Here is a 24,095-nt window from a genome sequence, read left to right as displayed (position 1 = left end):
AGCAGTGAAGAGTATTAAAATAAAAATGATGGTTTTTATCGGTAGCCTGTTTTTAATTATCTGTGGTGGGCTTGGTCTGATTGCCTATCAAACTGCCTCTAAAGCTCTGATTTCGACAACTGAAGAAGTCCTTCCTATGATCGCTAAAGAAGCCTCTGACATTATTGAAGCAAGATTAAGTGAGAAATTTTCAGCACTTGAAACTGTTGCTGCAACAGAGGTTTTAAAAGACCCAAACAGTAACTGGGAAACTAAGAAACGAGTTTTGGAAGAAGAAATTCAAAGAAATGGCTATCTAAGAATGGCCATTACTGATAACCATGGTAATGCCATGTCTTCTACGGGTGAGATCAACACTATAAGTGACCTAGAGTATTATAATAAAGCTTTATCTGGCCAAAGGGCTGTCTCGGACCCCATTAAGAGTAAAGAAGACGGGACACTGGTAATGGTTTACGCCGTACCCATTAAAAACGACGGTTCAATTGTGGGTGTCCTTACAGCAACTGTTGATGGATATACAATATCTGAGGTTACCAACAGTATTACTTATGGTAAAACGGGCAAAGCCTTTATATTAAATAAAGACGGGGTTACCATTGCTCATAACAAAAGAGAACTGGTTGAAGCACAAGATAATGACTTTGAAAACGTCAAAAAAGATCCTAAGCTGCAATCCTTGGTAGATTTAGAAAAGCAAATGGTTGCCGGCAAATTAGGGGTCGGTCAATATCAATATGATGGCGTTATAAAATATATGGGTTTCGCACCTGTTAAAAGTACAGGTTGGTCTGTGGCAGTAGCAGCCCCTAAGGTTGAAGTTTTATCTGCACTTGACGATTTAAAAAGATCGATTATGATGGCTACTCTGATGTTCCTACTACTAGGATTATGCGTTATTTATTTTATTGCAAAATATATAACCTCTACTTTAGGGGCTATGTCAAATCAGGTAAAACAAATTGCTACCGGAGATTTCAGTGTGGCTGTTCCCGAAAAATATTTAAAGATTAAGGATGAAACTGGGGATATTGCTAGGTCCGTTGATACCTTACAAAAATCTATGAGAGAGTTAATCCAGCAGATTTTAGACAAGGCTTACACCCTCTCTGCATCTTCCCAGCAGCTTACATCCGGTTCACAGCAGACTTCCGCAACGGCAACGGAAACTGCATCAGCCATGTCGGAAATGTCCAGTACAGTTGAGCAAGTTAATCAAAATATGCAGTCAATTTCAAGTGCTTCTGACACTGCTTCCCAACATGCAGAAAAAGGAAATCATGGATTGGCTGAAATTAATAAGCAAATGGATACTATCTCTTACTCTACCAATAGAATCGCTCAATCCGCTGGTGAACTAAATAATAAAACACAGCAAATTAATAAGATTATAGAACTGATTACCCAAATAGCTGATCAAACAAACCTGCTTGCGCTCAATGCTGCCATAGAGGCTGCACGAGCCGGTGAACAAGGCCGAGGGTTTGCCGTAGTGGCCGAAGAAGTAAGAAAACTGGCTGAACAATCTGCAGGTGCTGCCAATCAGATTGGGGATTTAATTTTAGCGGTACAGTCTGTAGTTAACACAGTGGTACAAGACATCATAACCACTGGGGAAGACGTAAAAAATGGTACTGTAGTTGTAGAAAAAGTAGGGGAAAATTTTAAAGAAATCATTGTTCAAGTGAAGGGTCTGTCTGAGCAGATACCAGATGTAGCTTACGCTATGGAACAAATATCATCTAATGTTCAGAGTGTAGCTGCCGCTTCAGAGGAAGAAACAGCAGCTATGGAAGAAGTATCTGCATCAGCTGAGTCTTTAGCTAAAATGGCTGAAGAACTTAATCAATTAATGAGCAAGTTTAAGGTGTAACATGTGCTTTTGTTTTTTACACAGTTAACAAAAACTCCCGAAACTGCAACTTACAGCTTCAGGAGTTTTTTCTTAAGTATTATCTTTTACAAAAGGCTTGAACCCAGATATAACCGTTACCGTTATAACAACCCCATAAACAATTTTAAAGAAGCCAATTGCAATATGCAACTGACTTCTAGCATAAACTTTTATTTAATTCTCAGAGTCCAATTACCATTTACCACAAAGCGCGGCCAGCTCAAGTTTAACTGAGCATTTTTTAATTTTTCATCAAAACTGATACGCATTGTGCATACGTCACCTTGCCAAAGGCTTTCGCCACTTTGCACTTCTTTACTGTAAAGGTTAACCTCTCTAACAGCAACTTCTGCTTTGTCTCCAGTGTTCAAAGCAAATTTTAACTCGGCTGTTGTTGCAGAGGTTCTTTTGATACTTTGCAAGATGATTTTTTGCAATTTCAGATCTATTTCCCTATCGATCCTTTTTTCTTCATTCAACTCCGGAATTGCCACATCAATGTTAGCAAAGTCCTTTTCATAACCAACAAGCAGACTTGGTATTTTTAGTTCAATTTCTTTGTCGGCAGGAGCCTGGGTTTCAAATTGGGTAACGGGCCTGCCGACAGCATTTTTATCCTGGCTGTAGGTATAAAAATTTTTATCATTGGCATAACCTAGGAGGGGCTTGGTCATTGAGGAAGTCCCACTGCTCATGATACCATTTTCATTTTTAAACATTTGTGTCACATTTTTTTGAGCCGGTTCACCAATTCCTACCAATTTTAAGTCTTTATCAGTGAAACTAGTTAAAATCTGCACACCCCCGTCAATTTTTTTATAACCAACGTTTACCCAACCAATATCCGTTTTTTCAGCAGGAATAATTTCGCCGCTGCCAACCACAGGTGCCCCTTCCTTTAAATGAATACTATAACTTTTTTCTCCAATCATCAATTTCAAATCTTTAGTGGGCGAGAACACGTAGTTATGCTCCGCTTCATTCCAAAAGCTGAGAAGCAGACCATCTTTGTCGTCACCGTAACCGCCCGGTTTATATATTTTTCCGTTTGCCGTAACAACTAATATTTCAGGAAGCTTATCTTCTTTTAAAGGAAGCGTTAAACTCATGTCTAACGTGTCCTTTGTAAAAATAACGTTCTTCAGTTCGCTTTTCTCATCCAATTGCAGAGGAGATTCCAGATAGTAGGCGCTTCCGTCTACAACAGTTGAATAGATTGCCCTTTGATTGAAAAATGATCTGACAAAATCGGAAATCTCCGCGGCATAGGCGTTGGATATACAGATAATCGCAATTAAAGACGCTGCCAACAGGGGATAAACTCTTTTTCTTTTCATTTTTAACCGCCTATTATTCAGCTTAGAAAACGATTTTTTTGTAATAGAGTCCAGATCTATATCCAAGCCTCTTATTAAATCATCCAGTTCCTTAGACAACAAATCATTATCAAGATTTTGCATTAGCGTCTGAATTTGTTTTTCAGTCATAAGATAAAACCTCCTTGATTGTTTTTCTACCTCTTAAGAGCCTATTATCTATCGCTGAACGGCTCAACCCCAAAGATTGCATGATATCGCTAACTCTCTCGTTGTAAAAATACCTACGGATAAAAATTTCCTTATCCTTTTTATTAAAGCTATTGATTGTTTCCAGAAGTTTTTTCTGTGTTTGTCTATCGATGATCTGCTTTTCAACGTTATCAAACTCCTCGAGCTTGTAATCATCAATGTTATCGACATGATTTTTTCTAAGTTTGCGCTTATATGTAAGGGCTTTATATTTTGTGAGGATTAAAATCCAAGTTTTGAAATTGCTTCTCGTAATGTCAAATTCGTTGATTTTTAGCCAGACCTCAAAAAAGACGTCGGATACGCACTCTTCTATGTCTTCTTTACTGTTTCCGATATTTAAAATGTTATAGGTTAAATAATAAACAGGCTTGGTATACTCTTTGATTAAAAATTCATAAGCGCTCAAGTTTCGCTTTTTAATTTCAGATATCAGTTCACTCTCTGAAAAATTCATTTTTTCATCTCCTTTCATAGAGTACTACGTTATCCATCTATAATTTCTCTTAAACTTTTTAATAATTAAAGCATTAGAATGAATATAATAATTTGCGGAAATAAAAAAGAATTGATCGTGCTTTTGCCAGATTCCCTGGTCATTCCAAAAGCTTCAATCAACCCTTTGTTGTCTAGCATATATTTTAGTTCTTGAAAAAGCTCTTTGTGAACTTCCCCAAACTTACGGTCAAAATATTTTGGAAGTAGCATAGAGCAAAAATTTCTATATCCATCTCACCTAATATAATCTGCGAAGCACTAAAAATGAAAACTCCCCAACAAGTTCTTCTATCTTGTTCGGTGTTAAATTATTTGGTCTAAAGACATCACCAAGGTTATTCTGCACTTTGAGTAATCATAGTTCTAGCGATCTTAAAAGTTGATAAGGATAATTTTAAATATTCTACTTAACAGGCATGTTCTATTCTATTTCGGCCTTTTCGTTTTGCTTTATATAGCAAATCATCACAGTGCTTTATGAATACTTCAGGTGATTCACCCATATGCTGTTTAATTCCACCACTTATTGTTACCTTTAAATGTTTAGAAAATTTATAGTTAATAACCCCTTGTCTGATTTCTTCACCAAAACTAATTGCTTCATTTATCCCTTTTTGAGGAAGTATTATAATAAACTCTTCTCCCCCAAATCTACCAACATGCCCATTATTTTTTATAATTGAGTTCATGATTTCCGATATGGTTTTTATAACATAATCACCAAACTGATGCCCAAAAGTATCGTTTACATTTTTAAAGTAATCTATATCAATCATTATAATAGATAGTTCCATTTTATTCTGGGTCTCGATGCTTATCTTTTCTATTTCTTCTTTTACCAGTTCTATAGTGTATTGATGATTGTAAAGATTTGTCAAACTATCTCTTATTGCCTTTTGCTTAAGTTCATCATTTTTACTTTTTAATTCATGTATTAAGCTATTGTCCTGCATAACAATAACTGACCCTAAAAAGTCATTAATTTTCACATCATAAACTGGTATATATGAAATATTTACAGGAATTTTTTCTTTATTCTTTTTGATTAAGTATACATCATTTAGATTCCTAGTCTGCATTTCTAAATTTGTTTCCGAAAACTCTATCCCACTATTTCCATCAACTATATAATTAATATCCTTACCGAGAAGTGCCTCCTCTTTAAATCCCAGCAAATCTAGAGTATGCTTAGATATCTTAACAAATTTGCCTTTTTCGTTTAATATTACTACCATATCCATTATCTTATTTGTTATTTCTTCAAATAAAATAGTTTCTGGAAACTTGAAAAACTTATATTTAGTGATTACTATGTACACACCAGCAATCATTATGACAGAATAAAGTTGCCCCATAAGTGGAAACTCCACAAATCCAAACATCGGAAGTATTGTTTGGGTTAACAAATTAAGCAGAAATGGAATAATGCTTGATAACACCAGTATGTTGGATTGTTTCTTTATTCTTTTGCTGTCATTTTTTAATCCCCAATAAAATAAGACTATTATACTAATTAATAAGAATGAAAAATTATATAAAAAATCGCCAATATAAAAAAATTCTCTTATGATTGGTGGTGTATTTATACCCTCTCCAAATAAAAAGATAGCCATAAAGAAAAATACAAATGCTGGAGAAAAAATTAATATTTTAATTATTCTATATTTAAAAATTTTGCTTTCTGTTATTAAAAGTACTAGCAATAGTGAAAGCGCACTAAAACTACACCATCCTATAGCGGATATTTTATTCCAGAAAGAAAACATATGTTTGTCTATCGATACATACGCAAAGGTATAAGCAAATGACCAAATAGCATAACTTGTACACAATAGAAGAAAATATATGTGGATCTTGGAACTTTTATTTTGTCTGTATGTATAGATACCAATGTACAAATAAATTAATGTAGCAACTAATGAAAATGCCGAAAATAAACTACTCGTATCCATTTTTTCCACCTTTACTACTGTACCTGATTAATCTTCCAACAATTTGATGATTAAATTTGTACAAATTCATGTAAAGCTGTTAAATATTATAATTATATTTTATCAGAACAAAATGCATCGGTTAGTCTATCTTTTAACCAACATACTAAAATCAGAAAGGATTTTAGTATATTGCTATCTTTTTACTTGCTCATATTAATTATCGTTATTTTCTATGTTCTGGAACTTTTTATCCCAACATTCGATGTTTTATTTCATTTTCCTTCATATAGATATCATTCTTTTATATAAAAGCATAATGCTTTTGGCACTTTCCCAGACAGTACCTTTTCTATATTCTCAGTTAGAGTTTTAATAAAATCATCTCTATTTTCATTTATCCAATTAGATAACCTTCCATCTTTACAAGTAATACTGGAAGGATGCTTTTTGTGATGTAAATCCAGAACATAAACGATATGGATACTCGGCTCTTGAAAGGATTAAATGACCATCGAGCGTTGACAATGCATTCTTTATTACGGTAATGGTGTTATTGTTAAAATCATCCAAGGTTTCTATCTTGGCTTCATTTATACCTGTGCAAAAATCATCCTCAACAATATTTTCTGTAAGTCCGAATGATTTTTAAATTGGCTCTACCCCAAAATGTTCTCTTAGTAATTTGATAATTTCCTTTCTCTCCATAATAAAAACCCTCCATTTCTTGAATTGATGTACCATCACATTAATCACTCTGTGCGGACATTAAATCAAGCTAAATGAAGGGTACTTTTAAAAATTAGTCTAATGGTTAGTGAATACTTGCTATTTTATGACTACTTTCATGCAGTGCAAAAACATTATCTAATATATTGAGTAACTAGATCAGTAAAAAGGATACCTTCTAAGTGGTCAATTTCATGACATAAACACTTTGCCAAATCTCCTGAGCCAGTCATTATAACTTCTTCGCCGTTTTCGTTTAATGCTTGTACTGTTACCTTTGCTGGCCTCATTAATTTTCCCCATACATTGGGAATACTCAAACAGCCCTCTATAACTTCCTGATTTCCTTCCTGCTTAATTATCTTTGGATTAACTAATTTGATAAGTCCTTGGCCCATATCAATAACAATTAATCGTTTTAATATACCAACTTGTGGAGCTGCTAACCCTGCACCATTTTTTGTATTATACATAGTATCTGCCATATCATCTAGTAGCTGTCTTATTTTATCATCTACCACATCAACAACTTTGCTCTTTTTCCTCAGTATTTCATCACCTAAAAAACTTAGTTGCCTTAAAGCCATCTAAATTACACCTCTACTTTGCTGTGCTCTTGATTTCCTTTCACTCTCTCCAAAAAGAAATACTTCCTCAATAGAACAGTGAAATATTTTGGAAATATCGTATGCTAACCATATAGATGGTTCGTATTTTTCCGTTTCAATAGCATTAATCGCTTGTCTTGATACCCCTACCAATTCTCCCAATTGTTCTTGGGTTAACCCAATAGATTCCCGAAGTTGCCTTAATCTATTTTTCATTAATTGCCACCTCTGTAATGTCGACTTTACATATGAATATATCATCATCCCCTCTCAATGTCAAGTTGACCTTACATTGGTTATGAGTTTATTTGTAAAATGAAGTTATTATTATGCTGTAAAGTGATTTTCTAGGATGTGAAGTTTAGGCAGAGGTGATTCGAGCTGACCAAATTCATTTTTGAAAGGTCGATCAAACTTCCATAAAGTAGTTTGTTTTCTATCGCCATTCCAATAATGTCTACCAGTAGGTTTCCAACCAACTAGACAGGTTCATGTTGTCAATGATAATCTTGTCTCCATCAGGCACCGGTTGCAACAATGCTGGCATCTGTATTTTAAACTCGGGTAAATTTTCAGTAACTTGGCTATTTAAATGTACCTCTACACCCTTTAACGTCAGTTCACTTTTCTACCATTCGTCTCATTTCCATAAACTTTCTACCCACCTTAAACAAAAGTTCCCTCAGACAATTCGTCCAAGGGAACCTAATTGTTTACTTATCATTTCCTTTTTTCATTAGTTCCTTCATCTGCTGTTTTGCTTCTTGTGGCAATGCATCTATTAGATAATGATGTTCTCTTCTCCTTTGTATTTCCTGACTTACTCTTTCATTAGCCTCATCGATCTCCATCTTCAATTCTCTGGCGGATAACAAGGCACAGCCTGCCCCCCTGATAATGAGCTGCTGCAAACCGTCTGACGTTGCCACGGTGATATGATATTTTTTCTGATTATCATGGGCAAATCTTTCAATATACTGGTCCGCCGTTTGGGCCTCCCTGGTAAATACCATATGGATATTATGATAGTCGATTACTTCCTCAATATGCCCCTGCACACGGTAAGCATCAAAAACAACGATAACCTGACATTTTCGAATCCCCTGATAATTACTGAGTGAATCAAGCAATTTCATTCTGGCACTGTCCATATTCTCATCTGCAAGCTCTTTCAGCTCAGGCCAGTCATGGATAATATTATAGCCGTCCACAAGGAGATACTCTTCTTTGCTTTCCTTCTCTCTGCTGGCAGAGAAAGTCGATTCATAATAACTTTCGCGAGCTGTTTTACGTCTTTTCCAGGCAGACTTCTTCCCTTGATTCGCATAGAAGGTGTTATTGATAATTTGGTCAATCTCATCTAAACTGATAAACCTATCTTTTGTATAGGGGGCCTGGTTTCGGACTGTTTCTCCCGATAAATCGACTTCTTTCTGAAGATAGCTTTCCACATGCATGTAGTCCTTCACCTCATGCCAAGCCACCAAAAAGCCTGTACCCTGGGCACAAAAAACAGAACCTGTGGGATTTTCTAAGTCCTTTTCCGAATCGTAACCGATCCTTTCTATGACTTCTTCTGGATTATGACACGGCTCGTACCCTTTCAGGCTGCAAAACAGCCTACTAAGACCTTTGGTATAGGCAACTACCTCTTTCTGATAATTCCTCATGGTAACAACTGGAGCGCTCCCCACAAGAACCGCCATCTCGCCATCTGTCTGTGATAATACGCATGTACCATGCATTTTCTCAATGTCTGCCATAGCTCTTCCGACCATTTTCTCAGGCAGTTCCAATTGAAAGGCATAATAAGGCTCCAACAGGATGGATTCGGCTTCCTTTAAACCCTGGCGCACTGCTCGGTAGGTGGCCTCTCTGAAGTCACCGCCCTCTGTATGTTTATTGTGTGCTCTACCTGAGACTAAAGTGATTTTCATATCTGTAATCGCCGATCCTGTCAGAACTCCTTTATGGGCTTTTTCTTCCAGATGGGTTAAAACAAGTCTTTGCCAGTTTTTACCCAGCAGATCCTCACTACATGCTACCCCAAACTGTAAACCACTTCCTGGTTCACCTGGCTCCAATAACAAGTGTACCTCGGCATAATGTCGCAAGGGCTCAAAGTGCCCTACTCCTTCTACAACATTGGTAATCGTCTCTTTATATACAATCCTCCCAGCATCGAAGGCTACCTCAACACCAAAATAGCTTTGTATAAGGCTCTGCAGAATTTCAATCTGTACCTCTCCCATGATTTGTACCTTAATTTCCTGTAACTGTTCATCCCAGACAATATGAAGTTCCGGTTGCTCTTCCTCGATCAGACGCAGCTTGGGCAGCATCGCTCTCGGGTCGCAGCCTGCCGGAAGTATAATCTGATAGGACAGTACGGGTTCCAATATCGGTGTAGCTGAAGCTTCCTTTATCCCTAAGCCTTCTCCCGGTCTGGTTTGGCTGAGCCCGGTTACTGCACATACAGAACCTGCCTCGATCTCGTTCACGACCTCGAATTTCTGTCCAGAATAAATCCGGATCTGATTCACTTTCTCTTTCCAGATCCCATTCGTTAAGACATCCTTCACCTTCAGCCTTCCGCCTGTAAGCTTCATATACGTAAGGCGGGTTCCCTGCTCGTCCCTTGCTATTTTGAATATTTTAGCCCCGAATTCGGCGGGGTAAGAAGGAAGCGTGGTATACTTCACAATGCCCTGCATAAACGGCTCAACGCCCTCTAATTTTAAAGCAGAACCAAAAAAGCACGGAAATACTTTGCGCTCACTGACAGCTTTTTTTATCTGCTCGGTTTCAATATGCCCTGTATCCAGATAGGCCTCCAGCATGATTTCATCACACATGGCCAATTGGTCGAAAAAGCCCTCTGTGATAACTTGTCCGAATTCGATGCAGCCATCATCCAGTTGACTTTTCATTGCTTTGATTAAGCTGTCCTTATCCGTACTATTCTGATCCATCTTATTGACGAATAAAAAAACCGGTATCTGATACAGCTCCAGCAGACGCCATAAGGTTTTGGTATGGCCCTGCACCCCATCCGCACCACTTATCACTAAAATGGCATAATCCAGCACCTGAAGTGTTCTCTCCATTTCAGCCGAAAAATCTACATGCCCCGGGGTATCCAGTAAGGTAATCTGTGTCTCACCTATTTCAAATATGGCCTGTTTGGAGAAAATTGTGATTCCTCTTGCCCTTTCAAGCTCATAGGTATCTAGGTAGGCATCCTTATTGTCCACCCTTCCTAATTTTCCAATTTTACCGCTCAGATAAAGCATACTCTCTGATAATGTCGTCTTGCCCGCATCCACATGTGCTAATAGTCCAATGACTAATTTTTTCATAATCTATTTAAAATCCTCATTTTGTCTTTTTCTAGAACCACAGCCCATTTAGGCCTGTATTTTAACTCTTCATTATTATGATACCAGTAGGTTTCTAGTTTAACAATTTTATGGTATCACTTTCGCATTAAAAAATTCGCCAAAGCATAGTGGCATAATTTCTTTGCTTAATCGGGAGTTTGTCAAAGTAAACCTTTTTAGCAAAAAAGCCTATAAAACCATAACCAAATTTTTATGATTTACATTCTACCACTGGTAAGAAAACATATTCAGTTTGAAAGTAATATTCTAGCGTTCTAGGTATCACGGTAGAGGAAAGCAAGAAAATATCTGTGCATTATGCAGTTATCTGATCTTTATCAAGTGTAATACTTTGATCAACGACTAACTCTCTCTTTGTAAAAATATAAAATGCTGCCAACAATATCATTACAGATATACCTAAGCCAAACAATACACTATTAGTTAATGCCATTATCGTATAACCCACTATGCAGATTACAGCTACTAAAGTAGCATAAGGTAGTTGTGTGTTAACATGGTCAATATGATGGCAGGATGCTCCTGTGGAAGACAAAATAGTAGTATCCGAAATGGGGGAGATATGGTCACCATAAACCGCACCTGACAGAACAGCGGCCATCGCCATCAAAACAAATTCAGTTCCAGTACCAGTTGCTGCTGCCATTGGAGTAGCAATGGGCAGCATTATACCAAAAGTACCCCAGGAGGTCCCTGTGGCAAAGGCCATTACACCAGATAGAGCAAAGACTATGCCTGGTAATAGGTAGTAAGGAACCTTACCATCTAATTGAGAAGCTAGGAACTTTCCGGTTTCCAATTCACTAATAACACCACCAATGGCCCAGGCCATTATCAGAATGATAACAGCCGTAACCATAGCCTGCATACCCTTTAATAAAGTAGGAACAAACTCCGAGGGTTTCATTAACTTGCGGGGTAAATACAGCAGGGCGGTGAAAGTAATGGAGAGAACTGCACCATATACCAGAGACATGCTTACAGCAGTATTCAGGAAAGCATCCATTATAGAACCGCCATCCTTAGCAAAGTATCCCCCAGTGTAAAGCATTGACAGGGTAGTAAAAGCAATTAGCGCAACAACAGGAAGAACCAAGTCAACAACTTTTCCTTTAGCAGCATCTTTATTTATATCTATCTCCAAATTACCTGGAGGTGTTCCTTTAGCACTATCGAATAATACCCCTGTTTTCATGGCCCGTTCCTCTTCTTTAGCCATAGGACCAAATTCAATATTCGAAACTGCAATTACCAAGACCATAAGAATAGCTAATAGGGCGTATAGATTCATAGGTATCATACGAATGAAGGCAGTTAAGGGCTCAACCCCAGTAATCTGTACTGCCTTGAGTTGGTCTGCAATGACAGTAATTACGTAGGCCCCCCAACTGGAAATAGGTGCAATGATGCAGACTGGGGCGGCAGTAGAGTCAATAATGTAAGCTAACTTTGACCTAGAAACTCGGTGGCGGTCAGTTATTGGACGAGCAACCTGGCCCACAGCCAGACTGTTAAAATAATCATCAATAAAAATGATTATACCTAGCAGCATAGCAACCAATTGAGCTCCCACACGACTTTTCACCCGGGATAATGCCCATTCTCCAAAGGCTCTACTTCCACCGGAGGCAGAGAGCAAAGCGGTTAACCCACCCAATAATAGCAGAAAGGCTAATATTGGAATGTTCCATTCTGGGTCTGACATACTCTTAAAGCCAATAGCAAAGGTCTTCTCAAAGGTATTAAAAACATTATAATCAGTTAATATAAATGAGCCTACTAAAACACCTAAAAACAATGCAATTAGCACTTCTTTTGTTACTAATGCCACACCAATAGCAATAATAGGTGGCACTATAGACAACCAACCATATTCCATTAAATAAATCACTCCTCTATATTTAACAGTATTTTACTAACAACTTATATTGTTGTTTGAGTTGCTGCATATTTAAAATTATATCACGCGGCTTAAATTACAAACAACCTACCTATTCCTTCGTATACGATTATAATGAACAAAGTAGCCAATATTACGTGATTAATACTGTTATTAAATAAATAATTCTATCTATAACGTCAGTGTTCAATGCTTTACATTTATCTATAACTCCATGTGATATGCATTAAGTTTATAGGGTATTACTATTTTGAAATAGTTATCCTAGGGGGTTTAGAATTTGGTAAGGCATTACCCACATTGGCGGAGGATTTGAGGATATGAACATTTGGGTTAAACTATAAGCTCGATAATAAAAATCAAATACATAAAGTTTGGACTCTTGAAGACACCGTTTGGCTCAATCCCGAGCGTGTGGATAAATCTAAATCAGAAGATAATTGCTCTGCCTATAAAAAAGAGCATAGTTATGTACAACAATATTTACTGTAAGCCCTATGCTTTCTTTATAAGCGCCTGTTTACTGTAAATCATATTAACCAGATTCCTCAGTGTAATTCCGGTATGCCCTTCCATCGGAAATGCTACTTCAAAGGTCGTGGTTTCTGTTGCTGTAGGTTCTATTGTTTCCTGTAAATTCTTTTCATTTAGTAATGTCTCAAGCTCCACTTCAGTTCCTTCCGAAGTTGTGATCTTTCCTTCTTGGCCAACTGTGTAATTTCCTCCGCTGTTCAAATCGATAAGCAAAACTTGGCACTCCCAAGTACTTTGGTTCTACTCCAAAATGATCACCTAATAATTTGATAATTTCCTTTCTCTCCATAATAAAAACCCCCCATTTCTTGAATTTATGTACCATCACATTAATCACTCTGTGTGGACATTAAATCAAGTTAAATGAAGGGTTAGTTTTTATCTTTTGGAATTAGAAGTTAAAAACTGTACTCCAGTCAAAACTACCGGATTCCTCTACGTTTTTAGGCCAATTATAGCACCATTCTGGTACTGATGGATTTTCTACTCTATCAAGGCTAGGAGTGTAGGGTTTAATGTCCAAAATAGGTGTTCCGTTTTCCGCATCGATAAAGGCTAAACCAATAATACCGCTTTGAGAATCAATATAATTGACATAGCAACAGGTTAGCGCAATAGGGTTTGGTCGCTCTGGTGAACGAGTGGCAAATGTCCCTAATATATCTGGGGAATTTTTGTAAGGGCTTTTCTCAATAAGTTTTGAGCGAGAGTAAGAGTTATCGCATTGATCAAACCACCAGAGTACATTAATATAACTGTAATCTTTAAGATTTGTAAGAGCAGGGATATATTCTTTATTCAATACTAATCGCATTCCCTTTTCATCTGCATGAACCTTGGCGTGGAAACTGGTGATGGAGCAAATAAGAATGTCCTTTTCTAAAATCGTCTTCTGCATTCAGTATATACACTCCCCGATATTTAGGGCTTAGCAGCACCAAGCACATTTTCACAATATGTCTTCTTTTTTAGATTTAAAAACATACTAGTTTAAAATTAATAATTCATACTTGGCGACTTTCTATTGACAAGTGAACGTTCGATCACTATAATATTCAGTGAACGAATGTTCACTATGATGGAGAGGATATAAAATGGCTAATACAAAGGAAAGAATTCTTCTCACGGCACTTCGATTATTTGCAAGGGACGGATACGAAACGGTTTCTGTAAGCAAAATCGCTGGTGAGCTTGGGTTGACAAAAAGCGTATTATATAAGCACTACAAAAATAAGCACGATATTTTTGATCGTATTGTAGAGCGAATGAATCAAATGGATTATGAACGTGCTAAAGAATATGAAGTGCCAGAGGGAACAATTGACCAAATGGCTGAAGCTTATGGTAAAACACCTTTAGAAAAAATTAAAACCTATAGCGAGGCTCAGTTTAGATATTGGACCGAAGAAGAGTTTTCGTCTAACTTCCGAAAAATGTTGACGCTAGAACAATACCGAAATGATGAAATGACAGCATTATATCAGCAATATCTTGTTAGTGGTCCTCTGGAGTATATGAAGGACTTATTTGGCGCCATTACTAATACATCAAAAGAGGAAGCACAGCAACTTGCCTTGGCGTTTTATGCGCCAATTTTTACGCTTTATAGCCTTTATGACGGGTGCGAGCATAAACAGGAAATATTTGATTTACTGAAAACCCATATTGATAACTTTGCTTATCAATAAATCAAACAAAAAGCGAGCTGGTATGCGTTGAAACGCTGCATTGCAGTTACCGGATAGTTGAAGAAACATACACTGATTTTAGGAGGATTTCAAATGACTATTCCGGAAAAGAAGATTTATCCCCGAACAGGAGATAAACAAACAGTTTACTTAAAAAACGTGATTACCGACCCAAGTATTATGGTCGGTGACTATACGATGTACAATGACTTTGTGAACGATCCCATCCAGTTTGAGCGGAACAATGTTTTATACCACTATCCTGTCAATCACGACAGACTGATAGTCGGGAAATTCTGTTCGATTGCCTGTGGTGCAAAATTCCTATTTAACAGCGCAAATCACATACTGTCGTCGCTTTCAACCTACCCGTTTCTGATTTTCTATGAGGAATGGGGCTTGGATATCAAGGATGTCGCAAACGCATGGGACAACAAAGGTGACATTGTTATAGGAAACGATGTCTGGATCGGTTACGAGGCAATCATTATGGCCGGAGTAACCATCGGCGACGGAGCTATTATTGGAGCTCGTGCAGTGGTGACAAAAGATGTGCCGCCATACGCGATTGTAGGCGGTGTTCCGGCAAAACCGATCCGAAAGCGTTTTCCCGAAGAAACCATTTCAGCATTGCTTGAAATAAAGTGGTGGGACTGGCCGAGAAAAAAGATTGCACAAAATATCGATGTAATCCAATCTGGACACATTGAGCAACTGAGATAAATTCACTTTATCGAGGATTATTTATCTAAGAGGATGTTGAACAGCATAAATCATAGACGGCACAGTATGAGCATTGCACGAAGTTACAAAATATCAGCATATCAAAAAAAATGATAATTACTGAATTGTATTTGGAGGAAAAGCGATGTATTACATACGCAGTGGAAAATATAATACACCTGAATTACAGGCGAAAATTATGGGTCCGAACCCCATCAAACTGGGAGAAGAATTACTACTTGATCACAAAATCCCTGACGGTGCAGTTATCTGCGATCTCGGAAGCGGTCAGGGATTAACCAGCGTGTTTCTGGCGAAGGAATACGGATTTACCGTGTATGCTACTGATCTTTGGAGTGATTCAGAAGAAAACAGAAGATTTTTTGATGAAATGAGGATATCTCATGAACAGGTTATTCCAGTTAAAGCTGATGCAACTGATTTGCCATTTGAGAAAGAGTTCTTCGATGCAGTAGTTAGCATAGATTCCTATAACTTTTTCGGGCGTAGCCCCAAGTATCTTGACGAAAAGCTGCTACCTTTTGTGAAAAAAGGAGGCTATATCTATATAGCTATTCCCGGTATGAAAAAGGATTGTCACGAAAACTTACCCGAAGAACTATTGCGTTCCTGGACACCGGAGCAATTAGACTATATGCACGACGTTGCTTATTGGACTGATATTGTAAGTCAAAGCCGTGACGCAGAAGTAATTTCTACTCATGAGATGGAAAGCAATAATGAAGTTTGGGCTGACTGGCTGAAGCAGGATAATGAATATGCCATTGGCGATCGCAAGGCCATGGAAGCCGGTGGCGGAAAATATCTTAACTTTATTGCGATTATACTTAGAAAGAATGTGTGAGTATAATGCGCTCAGAACACGAATCAAAAGGTGAATGGGCTTATTGTCCCGGCCTGTAGCATAAGACACATTTAAAGCCTCAAGAATATGAAGTTAAAGCACTTTCTCTGTTATGTCCGTAATGTAGGCAAGGCACTCTACGAAACATACGTAGGATGCCTTGCTTTTCTGTAATATAGGCTGCTAAAAAATGTACACTCCCTCAATCTGCTCTCAACGTCATTAAAATTCGTCTTCATATCTTTTAAAAAATTCATAATACGTACGCACATTTTTCAGTTCAGTCCACCGTTTCACTTCAACTGGATTTTCATCAAGATCGTATAATTTTGCTCCACGCATGGCAAGCAGAAACGGTGAATGCGTGGATATAATAAACTGACAGCCAAAAAACCGTGCAGAGTCCTCAATAAACTTCATTAATTCCATCTGACGCATTGGTGAAAGACTGTTTTCAGGTTCATCCAATATATAAAGTCCATTTTCACCAATATTTTCAGTAAAATACCGGAATGCACTTTCCCCATTCGAATATTCCCGCACATTACCCATCAATTGATTTCTCACAAAACGTGACTGAGTTTTACTTTTAGTAGCATTTACTTTTTTAAGCAACTCGTAGTCTGCTATAGAATTCATCTGAAAAGAAGAATATTTGGCATCTAAATATTCTTCAAAAAGTTTTTCCCGTTTTTGGTCAATTCCTTCATTGAGGTTACGGATATTCAACATATAGTCAAATACATCATCACTGGTAATAATTCTGCTATTTTCAGGGATGTCGACCTTAAGATGCATCTCACACATATCTACGTAATCGGAATAGAAATTTGATTTATTATAGATGGAATCGCGATTAATTTTTGTTCTTTCTGCTATTACATTTAATGCTGTTGATTTTCCCGATCCATTTCCACCATATAAAATTGTAACTGGCTCAAAATCAATCCTTTCAAAACCATGTCTTGATAGTACCTTAAATGGATAAAAAGAGTCATAGCATGTTCTCTTTATCTTCATAAAAAAGTCAAATTCCATATCATCATTTGGAAATGTAAAAGAACTTAGATATAACATTGTTGTTCTCCTTACTATAACATTAAATATATAATTTTCACATTATCTTCTGTTTCCTCATATTTAAAACACATTCTTCTGTACACCCTTTTATAAGAAATATAAGAGTATGCTTTTAGTTAATGAGCATACTCTTGAGGATAATTATATATCAACGAAAACTTTATTATCCACCTTTTTATTCCAATTTTTCCACTCTCATCCCACTCTTCAGTACAAAGATAAATTTAAATCTTTAGGTTGTGTATTGCCATTATTATTGGGTGGAGTATAGCCATCCCCCTTGAGCCTTTCTTCTACAGCAGCTTGTACTGAGGAGCCAAATACTTCTTCAAATTTGCTGATATTAGACAAGATTGTTTCTTCATCTCCAGCAATAAATAGGTCAACCAGCTTATTAATAGGAAGTTTCTTTTCAGAAGCTATGGTCAAAGCCTTGTTTTTTGGACAAAAAAATAAAGAGGTTCTTTAACCTCTGTTTGATTACTTTTTCCATTATTGCTTCTTTCATTGACACCCTATTTTCCAGGTTCAAAAGTTTATTTCGCAAGGCCAATGATGAGGTATTAGATGCCCAGTTTTCATTGAAATTCCAATGCATATTTGGGATCTTTCCCCATCTTTTCTAATACTTTAGGCGAAATGATTATATTATGTTTAAATTGCGAATAATCAACCACACTGTTAATACCTTTAGAATTTATTTCAGTCCTTTCATTAGAAGATTTGTCTGTGTAACTAATATTGTTGATAAAAGAAGAGTATATCGCATTTTCATTAATATTCATAATATTACCTCCAAATATAATAGACCCTTATAATATTAAAACCAACCAATTTATTATGTTATATAAAACAATATTATACTAAAACACAAATATACAGCAATTGAACGTAGTCCAAACAATAGTTTCTAATCTAACAGACTTAACATTATACTGTTATCTATCTTCTTTATCCATTTACTTAACAAGTTGCCAATATATTAAATCCATATCTCTTTTAATTTCTATCATATCTGCTTTTTCTAAGATTCGTTTAGAAGCAGTATTATTTATTAAACAACGTGCCTTAACAACTTTTACGTTTTCCTGATTGAATAGCCAATTTTTTATGGCAATAAGAGTTTCGAATCCAAATCCCCTTCCTCTTTCATGCTCCACTAACCCAAATCCAACTTCTACTTCGCCTTTTTCGTTTGGTTTACCATAAAACCCAATATCACCAATTATTTTCATATTATCTTTTCTAACTATCATCCAAGTTTCAAATCCACTTGGAATCTTCTCTACTTCTAATGATTTATTTATGATAGGTAAAATATCCATCGTATCTTCTGTAGGCCAGCTACCATCAGTATTAATTCCTAATTTTTCGATTTCTTTAAAGCTGCCTGTTAATAAAGATGAAGTAATTTCAAATGTTATCGGTATTATTACTAACCGATCCGTATTTATTCTATTTAAGGTCATTCTCTTCTACCCCTTTTACAAAATAACTCTTATTAATTCACAAAAGCCATTGATTATTTCAAAACAATAAACTCCTATCATAAAACTTCAAACTCTTAACCCCTTCAACCAACTGAACAGCCCCATACAGGCTATCAGGGGCATCATCAAACTTGGCTGACTTGTTGTAATCCTTTATTTGATTATTATACCTAATATTGGAAGAGTTGAATAGGATATGCCCTTTCTTAATTTCCGGTTCCAAAGAGATAATTCTTTCATGTTTCTGGCCTTTACTAATCACTTCAACTACAGGAGTATATATCTTATTTTTCCAGAGTTCTTCCTCAAATTTTTGCTTCATGTAGCTTTGAGCCTGTGTAGTTTCAAAGCCAATTTTGCCAATTGGATATTGCTGTAATTTTTCAATGGCAATCTGGAATAAATCATCCGGCAGCAACTTATAGATACTGCCATCAATAACATACTTCTGTTTTGTCTTGAAGTGCTTTCCTAAAACTGTCAAAGTTGAATAGTCATTTCGGTTTTCCAGCCTTTATTGCTGGATCAATATATAAGACAACTTCCATATCCTCAAAATCAGGAAGCCTGTCCCAGTATTGAATATCCTGAAAAATATAATCATCGGTGCTGCGTGGATCATTCTGCATTTCTTTGTAGAAGGATTTGTCTCCCATTGCTTGCTTTTTGCACATGATAATAGTAATCAAGATACTCTGACCACAATATTTCTGTGCCTTCCAACATTTCTTCTTCATGGGCATAAAAAAAGGACTTGGCAGTTTCTATCCTATCCAAGTCCTGGAGATTATTATATTTAGATTCCCATTCACTCCAAAGATCATCTCGTTCAGCAAAACTTATTACTGCTGATTTTTTAATACTCCTAACCCCAGGAATTTTTCCTCTCAGTAATTCAGCCATCAAATCTTCTTCATGGAGAACGGTTCCACAGATTAATATATTGGTATCCCTGGTTCCGATTGGAATTACAACATCGGTAAATGTATTCTTGACTTGCTCACGTTTGGCATCTGATTTGGCGGTATCATCTTTGAGTAGGTCATCTAATAGAACCAGTTGTGGCCTGTGCTGCTTGAAATGGATGCCTCTAAGTGAACCGTCAATACCACGAATCATTATGCAAGCAGCTAGGCCACCTCTACTGATTATTGCCATAGAAAAGATCCAACTATGCCATATTTTTGAACCACTTATGACATTAATAGGGCCACCACTTTTAGTGGTGACCCCAGATCACTATTTTTCTAAACCATGTCGTTCTCTCATAGATATCTCACCATCAATCAGATTATTATAGGAATCAAACAATACGGTCTAAAATGGAATCTGCTAAGGTTACTTCACCTATTTTTTCATGCCACCCTCTTGGATCGAACTGGGAGCAGAAAATGGTTGAACCGGTCTGATGTCTTGATTCCACTATTTCTAGAAGGTCTCGTGCCTCGGGTCCTTTTAAAGGTGTTAGAAGCCATTCATCCAGTATCAGGAGATTGAATTTCTTATATTGCTTAATAACCTTTTGGAAAATGCCCTCACCTCTGGCGATTGCCAATTCATCAATCAGATCAGGTAGCCGAACATACCTAGCTCTATAGAACTGGCGACATGCAGCAACTCCAAAAGCGCAAGCTAGATAAGTTTTACCGTCGGCGTTTGTCAATAAAGTTGTCGTCAAACCTCTAAAAAATATATCAATTAGGCAGAGTAATTATCTTCTGATTTAGATTTATCCACACGCTGAATAATATGCTGAGATAGAGCCACCGTTCCGATGTGTGGGAGCCACCATGTGCATGTAATAGAGCCATCATGGTACTCAAGAGAGCCACCTGAAACTGCCTCTAGTACCCTTAATACTGCATAACATGGATGTACTGTTCATTGCAAACTTGGACTGAGGAACCAGATTCTAAACCCTACGATATATTGTAAATTTGCGGTGAACAGTGATAGGTGTTATAATAATTAAGTTCCAAAACTATTACTTATTTAGGAGATGTTTTTAGCTGTGATCATCCAATTTATTCGTTTACGGTAATGTAAGGTACAGACCACTTAGGCTCGGCTCAACTTATGGGCTTGGGTTTATTTGACTGTGCCTTTTTTCATTCACGTACAACGGATGAATGGGGTGCTTTTTTATGTCTAAAAACAAACTAAATACAGGTATATTTGCACAGAACGAATATCTTTTTAGGTGTCCATTATGTTATGAGCGGATGAAGTTGATTAACCTAAAAAGTTTAATCTGTACCAACCAGCATTGCTTTGACATATCAAAGCAGGGCTATATAAATATGTTATCTCGTGCCACACAAACAAAATACAATAGTCAAATGTTTGAATCCCGAAGAACTATTTGTAGAACTGACTTTTTTCTACCTATGATTAAAAAGATAAGTAGAATTATTATGAGTAATTCTGAATGCCAAAATAAACAGATTAAAATACTAGATGTTGGATGCGGTGAAGGTTCAAATCTATCAATGATACAAGAAATAGTATCCCAAAATATAGAGAAGGATCTTTTGGGGGTAGGTTTAGATATTTCCAAAGAAGGTATTTGTTTAGCTTCAAAGGAATATCCGAATACGATTTGGTGCGTTGGGGATCTTGCAAAAGCTCCTTTAGCCGATAACCAATTTAACTTCATTTTAAATATTTTAACTCCAGCAAATTATAGCGAATTTAAACGAATGATTTCCCCAGGGGGAATGGTCATCAAGGTGATTCCCGAAAGGGGCTATCTCCAGGAAATAAGAGATGTATTTTATGAACACACTGATAAACAGGTCTATTCCAATGACAAAACCATAGAGCTTTTTAGGAATAAGTTTAACCTTGTGGAAATTGATCGGTTACGCTACATTGTAAACCTAGATCACACACAGATCGAATCCCTTATCCAAATGACACCCCTATCATGGGGAGCTACTAAAGAACGCTTCCAAAAGGCACTAGAAATGACTTTAAGTGAAGTCACCGTAGACTTAACTATTCTTGTAGGTAAAATAGCTTAAACACTAAACCCAGCCGTGTAAATTCACAGAGCTGGGTTTTGTGTTTAATGGAATACTACTAATATGCCTGATGGCTCAAGAGTTGAAAAAGGCGTTGGGATTGCTTGCTTGTGTATTGTCTGGTACATCGTAATAAACTTCATCTTGTAAGATAAGGTAATAACAAAATTCTAGGTTCGCATATAGCTACTCTTCATCAAAACATCTTTACTATTCCACATCCGTATGATACGTAGTAATTACTGCCTATAATTAAGAGGTGAATTTGTTTATATAGTCCAAAACTAATTGAGTGGCTCTCATATGAACACTGTGGCTCTATTTGATGAACATTGAACTGTACCCCAAAAGTTAGACAGATTTATGTTTAAACTCAAACAGGTTTACTGACTGTTCCAGTTATTTAAGTATGCCAAAAGAGGCCCCTTAATTGGAGGATAAGTCTTCTATACACAAAACAAGTTCCCAAGGAAAATCATCATCATTAAGCCGTTTTCTGCAATCTGTATTCTATCGGACTCATGTAATTAAGTTTTTTCTTTATTCTTTTGGAATTATAGTAGTCTAGGTACGCATGGAGTTCCTGGACAAAGTGTTCTACAGAATTAAATTCCTGGTTATAAAGTAACTCAGATTTAAGGTGGCCAAAGAAGTTTTCCATTACGGCATTATCTAGGCAGGTAGCCTTGCGTGACATGCTCTGGCGGATTCCTTTTTTCTTTAAGGCTTCTTGGTAAGCTGCCATGCGATATTGCCATCCTTGATCCGAGTGTAGGATTAGTTCAGTACCATCGGGAATTCTTTCAAAAGCCCGGTTTAACATCGTCATAACTTGATGAAATCGTGGATGGTAAGAAATATCATAGCTGATAATTTCCCCATTATAGAGATCTAATATGGGGGATAGATATAGCTTCTGGCCATAGAGATGAAACTCTGTAACATCGGTAACCCACTTTTCATTGGGTTTTGTTGCTTCAAATTCTCGGTTTAATAGGTTGGGGGCAACTTTTCCGACATTACCTCGGTACGAGTTGTATTTTTTTATTCGTACGAAACAATGCAGATTTAATTCATTCATTAGCTTGAGTACAGTTTTATGGTTGATAGTTATACCTTTCTTTTTTAACTCAGCAGTTATTCTACGGTGACCGTAACGACCCTTATTTTCATTGAAGATCTGCACTATTAACGGCCGAACCGTTGCATACTTATCCGGTTTACATTGGTTTTTCGTGCAATAATAATAAGTGCTTCTTGGAATATCTGCTATTTTAATAAGCTCAGTAACTTTGTATTTATGCCTTAGCTCGTGTACTATTTGAGCTTTATCTTTGGCTGTGACTTTTCCTTTTTCCGGACTAAGGCGTTTAACTTTTTTAGATATTCGTTCTCCATTCTTAGCCTGTTGAGTTCTCTTTTGACTTCATCAGGCAATGAAGACTCGTCAACCTTGGAATTCTTTGATTTTCTTAATATAGCTATATCTTTAGGATCTGAGTCTTGTGGAGGTGGAATTTCACTAACTAGCTGGTCATTATGTTTAGATATATCTCTGTAAAGCGACTTCTTACCTTTTTCAAGATACAAACGCATCCAAGTTTGAATCATCTTATGGGTTACACCATATTTTCGAGCTGTCTCTCGTAGACCCATATGATTGATAAGCACTTCTTCAACAGCACTAACCTTAAAATCCCCTGAATACTGTTTTAGTTTACGGCCCTTTATCCCCATCTTTGGACTCCTTTCGTCTACAAAATGATTATATCATGGTGTCCAACTATTGGGGTTCAGTTCAGTTCCAGAAAGTGAGAGCCAAGTCTCCGGCCAAATATAGCCACCGTTCCATTTAGAAAGCCAGGGATAAACGGAACGGTGGCTCTAAACTTCAATATTAGGGCGTTTTATTGATGTACTATCCACTAACATACTAATTCTGATTCTCTAAAATGAGATGTCTAAAGTATATAAACCTGCCAGATTGGCAGGTTTATGACTTAATCATACCAGTATGCAATAACTATACTGAGAACTTATTATAACTTTTGTGTATCTTTTAAATCATACGATGCCTTAGAGGCCACCCCAAGAATGGGGCTTACAGATAAGAAATTTACTCTGAATGGGATATTATTTATTTAAAATGATATAAGACTGCTC

The 24,095-nt window shown here is 36.8% G+C and carries 22 protein-coding genes and 1 pseudogene; 5 read left to right on the top strand and 18 right to left on the bottom strand.

The window, feature by feature from the left end:
* Positions 1–4: 4 nt before the first annotated feature.
* Positions 5–1,873, top strand: a complete 1,869-nt coding sequence (locus ACYQ03_RS08965) for a methyl-accepting chemotaxis protein (protein ID WP_459909333.1) — start codon at positions 5–7, stop codon at positions 1,871–1,873.
* Positions 1,874–2,064: 191 nt separating this feature from the next.
* Here ACYQ03_RS08965 and ACYQ03_RS08960 read toward each other — a convergent pair whose 3' ends face one another.
* The 9 genes from ACYQ03_RS08960 to ACYQ03_RS08920 all read right to left on the bottom strand — a co-directional run bounded on the left by ACYQ03_RS08960 (position 2,065) and on the right by ACYQ03_RS08920 (position 13,961).
* Positions 2,065–3,381: a hypothetical protein gene (locus ACYQ03_RS08960; protein ID WP_459909332.1), complete on the bottom strand. Its 1,317-nt coding sequence runs from the start codon at positions 3,379–3,381 to the stop codon at positions 2,065–2,067.
* A complete protein-coding gene (locus ACYQ03_RS08955) occupies positions 3,374–3,919 on the bottom strand; it encodes a sigma-70 family RNA polymerase sigma factor (RefSeq protein ID WP_459909330.1) in 546 nt (181 codons plus the stop codon). Before ACYQ03_RS08955 ends, ACYQ03_RS08960 begins: the two co-directional genes overlap by 8 nt.
* 448 nt (positions 3,920–4,367) lie before the next feature.
* Entirely contained in the window at positions 4,368–5,912 is a 1,545-nt protein-coding gene (locus ACYQ03_RS08950; protein ID WP_459909328.1) for a histidine kinase N-terminal 7TM domain-containing diguanylate cyclase, read from the bottom strand.
* An 842-nt stretch (positions 5,913–6,754) separates the two neighbouring features.
* Entirely contained in the window at positions 6,755–7,207 is a 453-nt protein-coding gene (gene def, locus ACYQ03_RS08945) for a peptide deformylase (RefSeq protein WP_459909326.1), read from the bottom strand.
* The gene (locus tag ACYQ03_RS08940; RefSeq protein ID WP_459909324.1) at positions 7,208–7,444 is read right to left on the bottom strand and encodes a helix-turn-helix transcriptional regulator; all 237 of its coding nucleotides are present in this window, start codon (positions 7,442–7,444) and stop codon (positions 7,208–7,210) included.
* 497 nt (positions 7,445–7,941) lie between these two features.
* On the bottom strand, positions 7,942–10,587 hold the full coding sequence (locus ACYQ03_RS08935; protein WP_459909322.1) for an NYN domain-containing protein: 2,646 nt from the start codon (positions 10,585–10,587) through the stop codon (positions 7,942–7,944).
* Positions 10,588–10,924: 337 nt separating this feature from the next.
* A complete protein-coding gene (locus ACYQ03_RS08930) occupies positions 10,925–12,508 on the bottom strand; it encodes a Na+/H+ antiporter NhaC family protein (RefSeq protein WP_459909320.1) in 1,584 nt (527 codons plus the stop codon).
* A 516-nt stretch (positions 12,509–13,024) separates the two neighbouring features.
* Positions 13,025–13,276 (bottom strand): hypothetical protein, encoded by a 252-nt coding sequence (locus ACYQ03_RS08925; protein ID WP_459909318.1) that lies wholly within the window; start codon positions 13,274–13,276, stop codon positions 13,025–13,027.
* A 178-nt stretch (positions 13,277–13,454) separates the two neighbouring features.
* Positions 13,455–13,961: an SAM-dependent methyltransferase gene (locus tag ACYQ03_RS08920; RefSeq protein ID WP_459909317.1), complete on the bottom strand. Its 507-nt coding sequence runs from the start codon at positions 13,959–13,961 to the stop codon at positions 13,455–13,457.
* 196 nt (positions 13,962–14,157) lie between these two features.
* On the opposite strand from ACYQ03_RS08920, the gene ACYQ03_RS08915 reads away from it, so the two are divergent.
* The 3 genes from ACYQ03_RS08915 (at position 14,158) to ACYQ03_RS08905 (ending at position 16,339) form a co-directional block, all read left to right on the top strand.
* Positions 14,158–14,751 carry a TetR/AcrR family transcriptional regulator gene (locus ACYQ03_RS08915; RefSeq protein WP_459909315.1) on the top strand — a complete coding sequence of 198 codons (594 nt, stop codon included), beginning with the start codon at positions 14,158–14,160 and terminating at the stop codon, positions 14,749–14,751.
* Between the two features lie 93 nt (positions 14,752–14,844).
* Positions 14,845–15,474 (top strand): CatB-related O-acetyltransferase, encoded by a 630-nt coding sequence (locus tag ACYQ03_RS08910; RefSeq protein ID WP_459909314.1) that lies wholly within the window; start codon positions 14,845–14,847, stop codon positions 15,472–15,474.
* Positions 15,475–15,619: 145 nt separating this feature from the next.
* Positions 15,620–16,339, top strand: coding sequence for an SAM-dependent methyltransferase (locus tag ACYQ03_RS08905; protein ID WP_459909313.1), 720 nt, complete (start codon positions 15,620–15,622; stop codon positions 16,337–16,339).
* A 222-nt stretch (positions 16,340–16,561) separates the two neighbouring features.
* On the opposite strand, the gene ACYQ03_RS08900 is transcribed toward ACYQ03_RS08905, so the two are convergent.
* From ACYQ03_RS08900 to ACYQ03_RS08865, 8 genes and pseudogenes are all read right to left on the bottom strand, one after another.
* Complete coding sequence (locus ACYQ03_RS08900) at positions 16,562–17,416, bottom strand: AAA family ATPase (RefSeq protein WP_459909311.1); 855 nt, start codon at positions 17,414–17,416, stop codon at positions 16,562–16,564.
* A 210-nt stretch (positions 17,417–17,626) separates the two neighbouring features.
* The gene (locus tag ACYQ03_RS08895) at positions 17,627–17,848 is read right to left on the bottom strand and encodes a capsid assembly scaffolding protein Gp46 family protein (RefSeq protein WP_459909309.1); all 222 of its coding nucleotides are present in this window, start codon (positions 17,846–17,848) and stop codon (positions 17,627–17,629) included.
* Positions 17,832–18,017 carry a phage portal protein gene (locus ACYQ03_RS08890; RefSeq protein WP_459909307.1) on the bottom strand — a complete coding sequence of 62 codons (186 nt, stop codon included), beginning with the start codon at positions 18,015–18,017 and terminating at the stop codon, positions 17,832–17,834. The genes ACYQ03_RS08895 and ACYQ03_RS08890 overlap by 17 nt, the downstream gene beginning before the upstream one ends.
* A complete protein-coding gene (locus tag ACYQ03_RS08885) occupies positions 17,998–18,204 on the bottom strand; it encodes a hypothetical protein (RefSeq protein WP_459909305.1) in 207 nt (68 codons plus the stop codon). The genes ACYQ03_RS08890 and ACYQ03_RS08885 overlap by 20 nt, the downstream gene beginning before the upstream one ends.
* Positions 18,205–18,378: 174 nt before the next feature.
* Positions 18,379–18,888, bottom strand: coding sequence for a GNAT family N-acetyltransferase (locus ACYQ03_RS08880; RefSeq protein ID WP_459909303.1), 510 nt, complete (start codon positions 18,886–18,888; stop codon positions 18,379–18,381).
* 58 nt (positions 18,889–18,946) lie between these two features.
* Positions 18,947–19,393 carry a phage terminase large subunit gene (terL, locus tag ACYQ03_RS08875; RefSeq protein ID WP_459909301.1) on the bottom strand — a complete coding sequence of 149 codons (447 nt, stop codon included), beginning with the start codon at positions 19,391–19,393 and terminating at the stop codon, positions 18,947–18,949.
* 134 nt (positions 19,394–19,527) lie between these two features.
* Positions 19,528–20,067 (bottom strand): hypothetical protein, encoded by a 540-nt coding sequence (locus tag ACYQ03_RS08870; RefSeq protein WP_459909299.1) that lies wholly within the window; start codon positions 20,065–20,067, stop codon positions 19,528–19,530.
* An 81-nt stretch (positions 20,068–20,148) separates the two neighbouring features.
* Positions 20,149–20,557 (bottom strand): annotated as a pseudogene (locus ACYQ03_RS08865) (ATP-binding protein); the annotation flags it as partial.
* 496 nt (positions 20,558–21,053) lie between these two features.
* On the opposite strand from ACYQ03_RS08865, the gene ACYQ03_RS08860 reads away from it, so the two are divergent.
* Positions 21,054–21,932, top strand: a complete 879-nt coding sequence (locus ACYQ03_RS08860; protein ID WP_459909298.1) for a putative RNA methyltransferase — start codon at positions 21,054–21,056, stop codon at positions 21,930–21,932.
* 484 nt (positions 21,933–22,416) lie between these two features.
* Here the strand turns inward: ACYQ03_RS08860 and ACYQ03_RS08855 are convergent.
* A protein-coding gene (locus ACYQ03_RS08855) for an IS3 family transposase (protein WP_459908225.1) occupies positions 22,417–23,669 on the bottom strand; the annotation gives its coding sequence in 2 pieces (ribosomal slippage) (positions 22,417–23,303 and positions 23,303–23,669; 1,254 coding nt in all).
* Positions 23,670–24,095 lie beyond the last annotated feature (426 nt).

This window comes from Desulfotomaculum defluvii (assembly GCF_054657375.1).
Note: the sequence above shows the minus strand (reverse complement) of the source record. Positions and strands in the feature narration are given on the sequence as shown.

What these genes read in the sequence shown, in the direction of transcription:
- def (WP_459909326.1), bottom strand. Translation starts at nt 7,207, where the DNA reads ATGGCTTTAAGGCAACTAAGTTTTTTAGGTGATGAAATACTGAGGAAA.
- ACYQ03_RS08930 (WP_459909320.1), bottom strand. Translation starts at nt 12,508, where the DNA reads ATGGAATATGGTTGGTTGTCTATAGTGCCACCTATTATTGCTATTGGT.
- ACYQ03_RS08880 (WP_459909303.1), bottom strand. Translation starts at nt 18,888, where the DNA reads ATGACCTTAAATAGAATAAATACGGATCGGTTAGTAATAATACCGATA.
- ACYQ03_RS08955 (WP_459909330.1), bottom strand. Translation starts at nt 3,919, where the DNA reads ATGAATTTTTCAGAGAGTGAACTGATATCTGAAATTAAAAAGCGAAAC.
- ACYQ03_RS08905 (WP_459909313.1), top strand. Translation starts at nt 15,620, where the DNA reads ATGTATTACATACGCAGTGGAAAATATAATACACCTGAATTACAGGCG.
- ACYQ03_RS08860 (WP_459909298.1), top strand. Translation starts at nt 21,054, where the DNA reads ATGTCTAAAAACAAACTAAATACAGGTATATTTGCACAGAACGAATAT.
- ACYQ03_RS08920 (WP_459909317.1), bottom strand. Translation starts at nt 13,961, where the DNA reads ATGCAGAAGACGATTTTAGAAAAGGACATTCTTATTTGCTCCATCACC.
- ACYQ03_RS08870 (WP_459909299.1), bottom strand. Translation starts at nt 20,067, where the DNA reads ATGGCAATAATCAGTAGAGGTGGCCTAGCTGCTTGCATAATGATTCGT.
- ACYQ03_RS08890 (WP_459909307.1), bottom strand. Translation starts at nt 18,017, where the DNA reads ATGCATTGGAATTTCAATGAAAACTGGGCATCTAATACCTCATCATTG.
- ACYQ03_RS08950 (WP_459909328.1), bottom strand. Translation starts at nt 5,912, where the DNA reads ATGGATACGAGTAGTTTATTTTCGGCATTTTCATTAGTTGCTACATTA.
- ACYQ03_RS08960 (WP_459909332.1), bottom strand. Translation starts at nt 3,381, where the DNA reads ATGACTGAAAAACAAATTCAGACGCTAATGCAAAATCTTGATAATGAT.
- ACYQ03_RS08940 (WP_459909324.1), bottom strand. Translation starts at nt 7,444, where the DNA reads ATGAAAAATAGATTAAGGCAACTTCGGGAATCTATTGGGTTAACCCAA.
- ACYQ03_RS08935 (WP_459909322.1), bottom strand. Translation starts at nt 10,587, where the DNA reads ATGAAAAAATTAGTCATTGGACTATTAGCACATGTGGATGCGGGCAAG.
- ACYQ03_RS08915 (WP_459909315.1), top strand. Translation starts at nt 14,158, where the DNA reads ATGGCTAATACAAAGGAAAGAATTCTTCTCACGGCACTTCGATTATTT.
- ACYQ03_RS08900 (WP_459909311.1), bottom strand. Translation starts at nt 17,416, where the DNA reads ATGTTATATCTAAGTTCTTTTACATTTCCAAATGATGATATGGAATTT.
- ACYQ03_RS08885 (WP_459909305.1), bottom strand. Translation starts at nt 18,204, where the DNA reads ATGAATATTAATGAAAATGCGATATACTCTTCTTTTATCAACAATATT.
- ACYQ03_RS08910 (WP_459909314.1), top strand. Translation starts at nt 14,845, where the DNA reads ATGACTATTCCGGAAAAGAAGATTTATCCCCGAACAGGAGATAAACAA.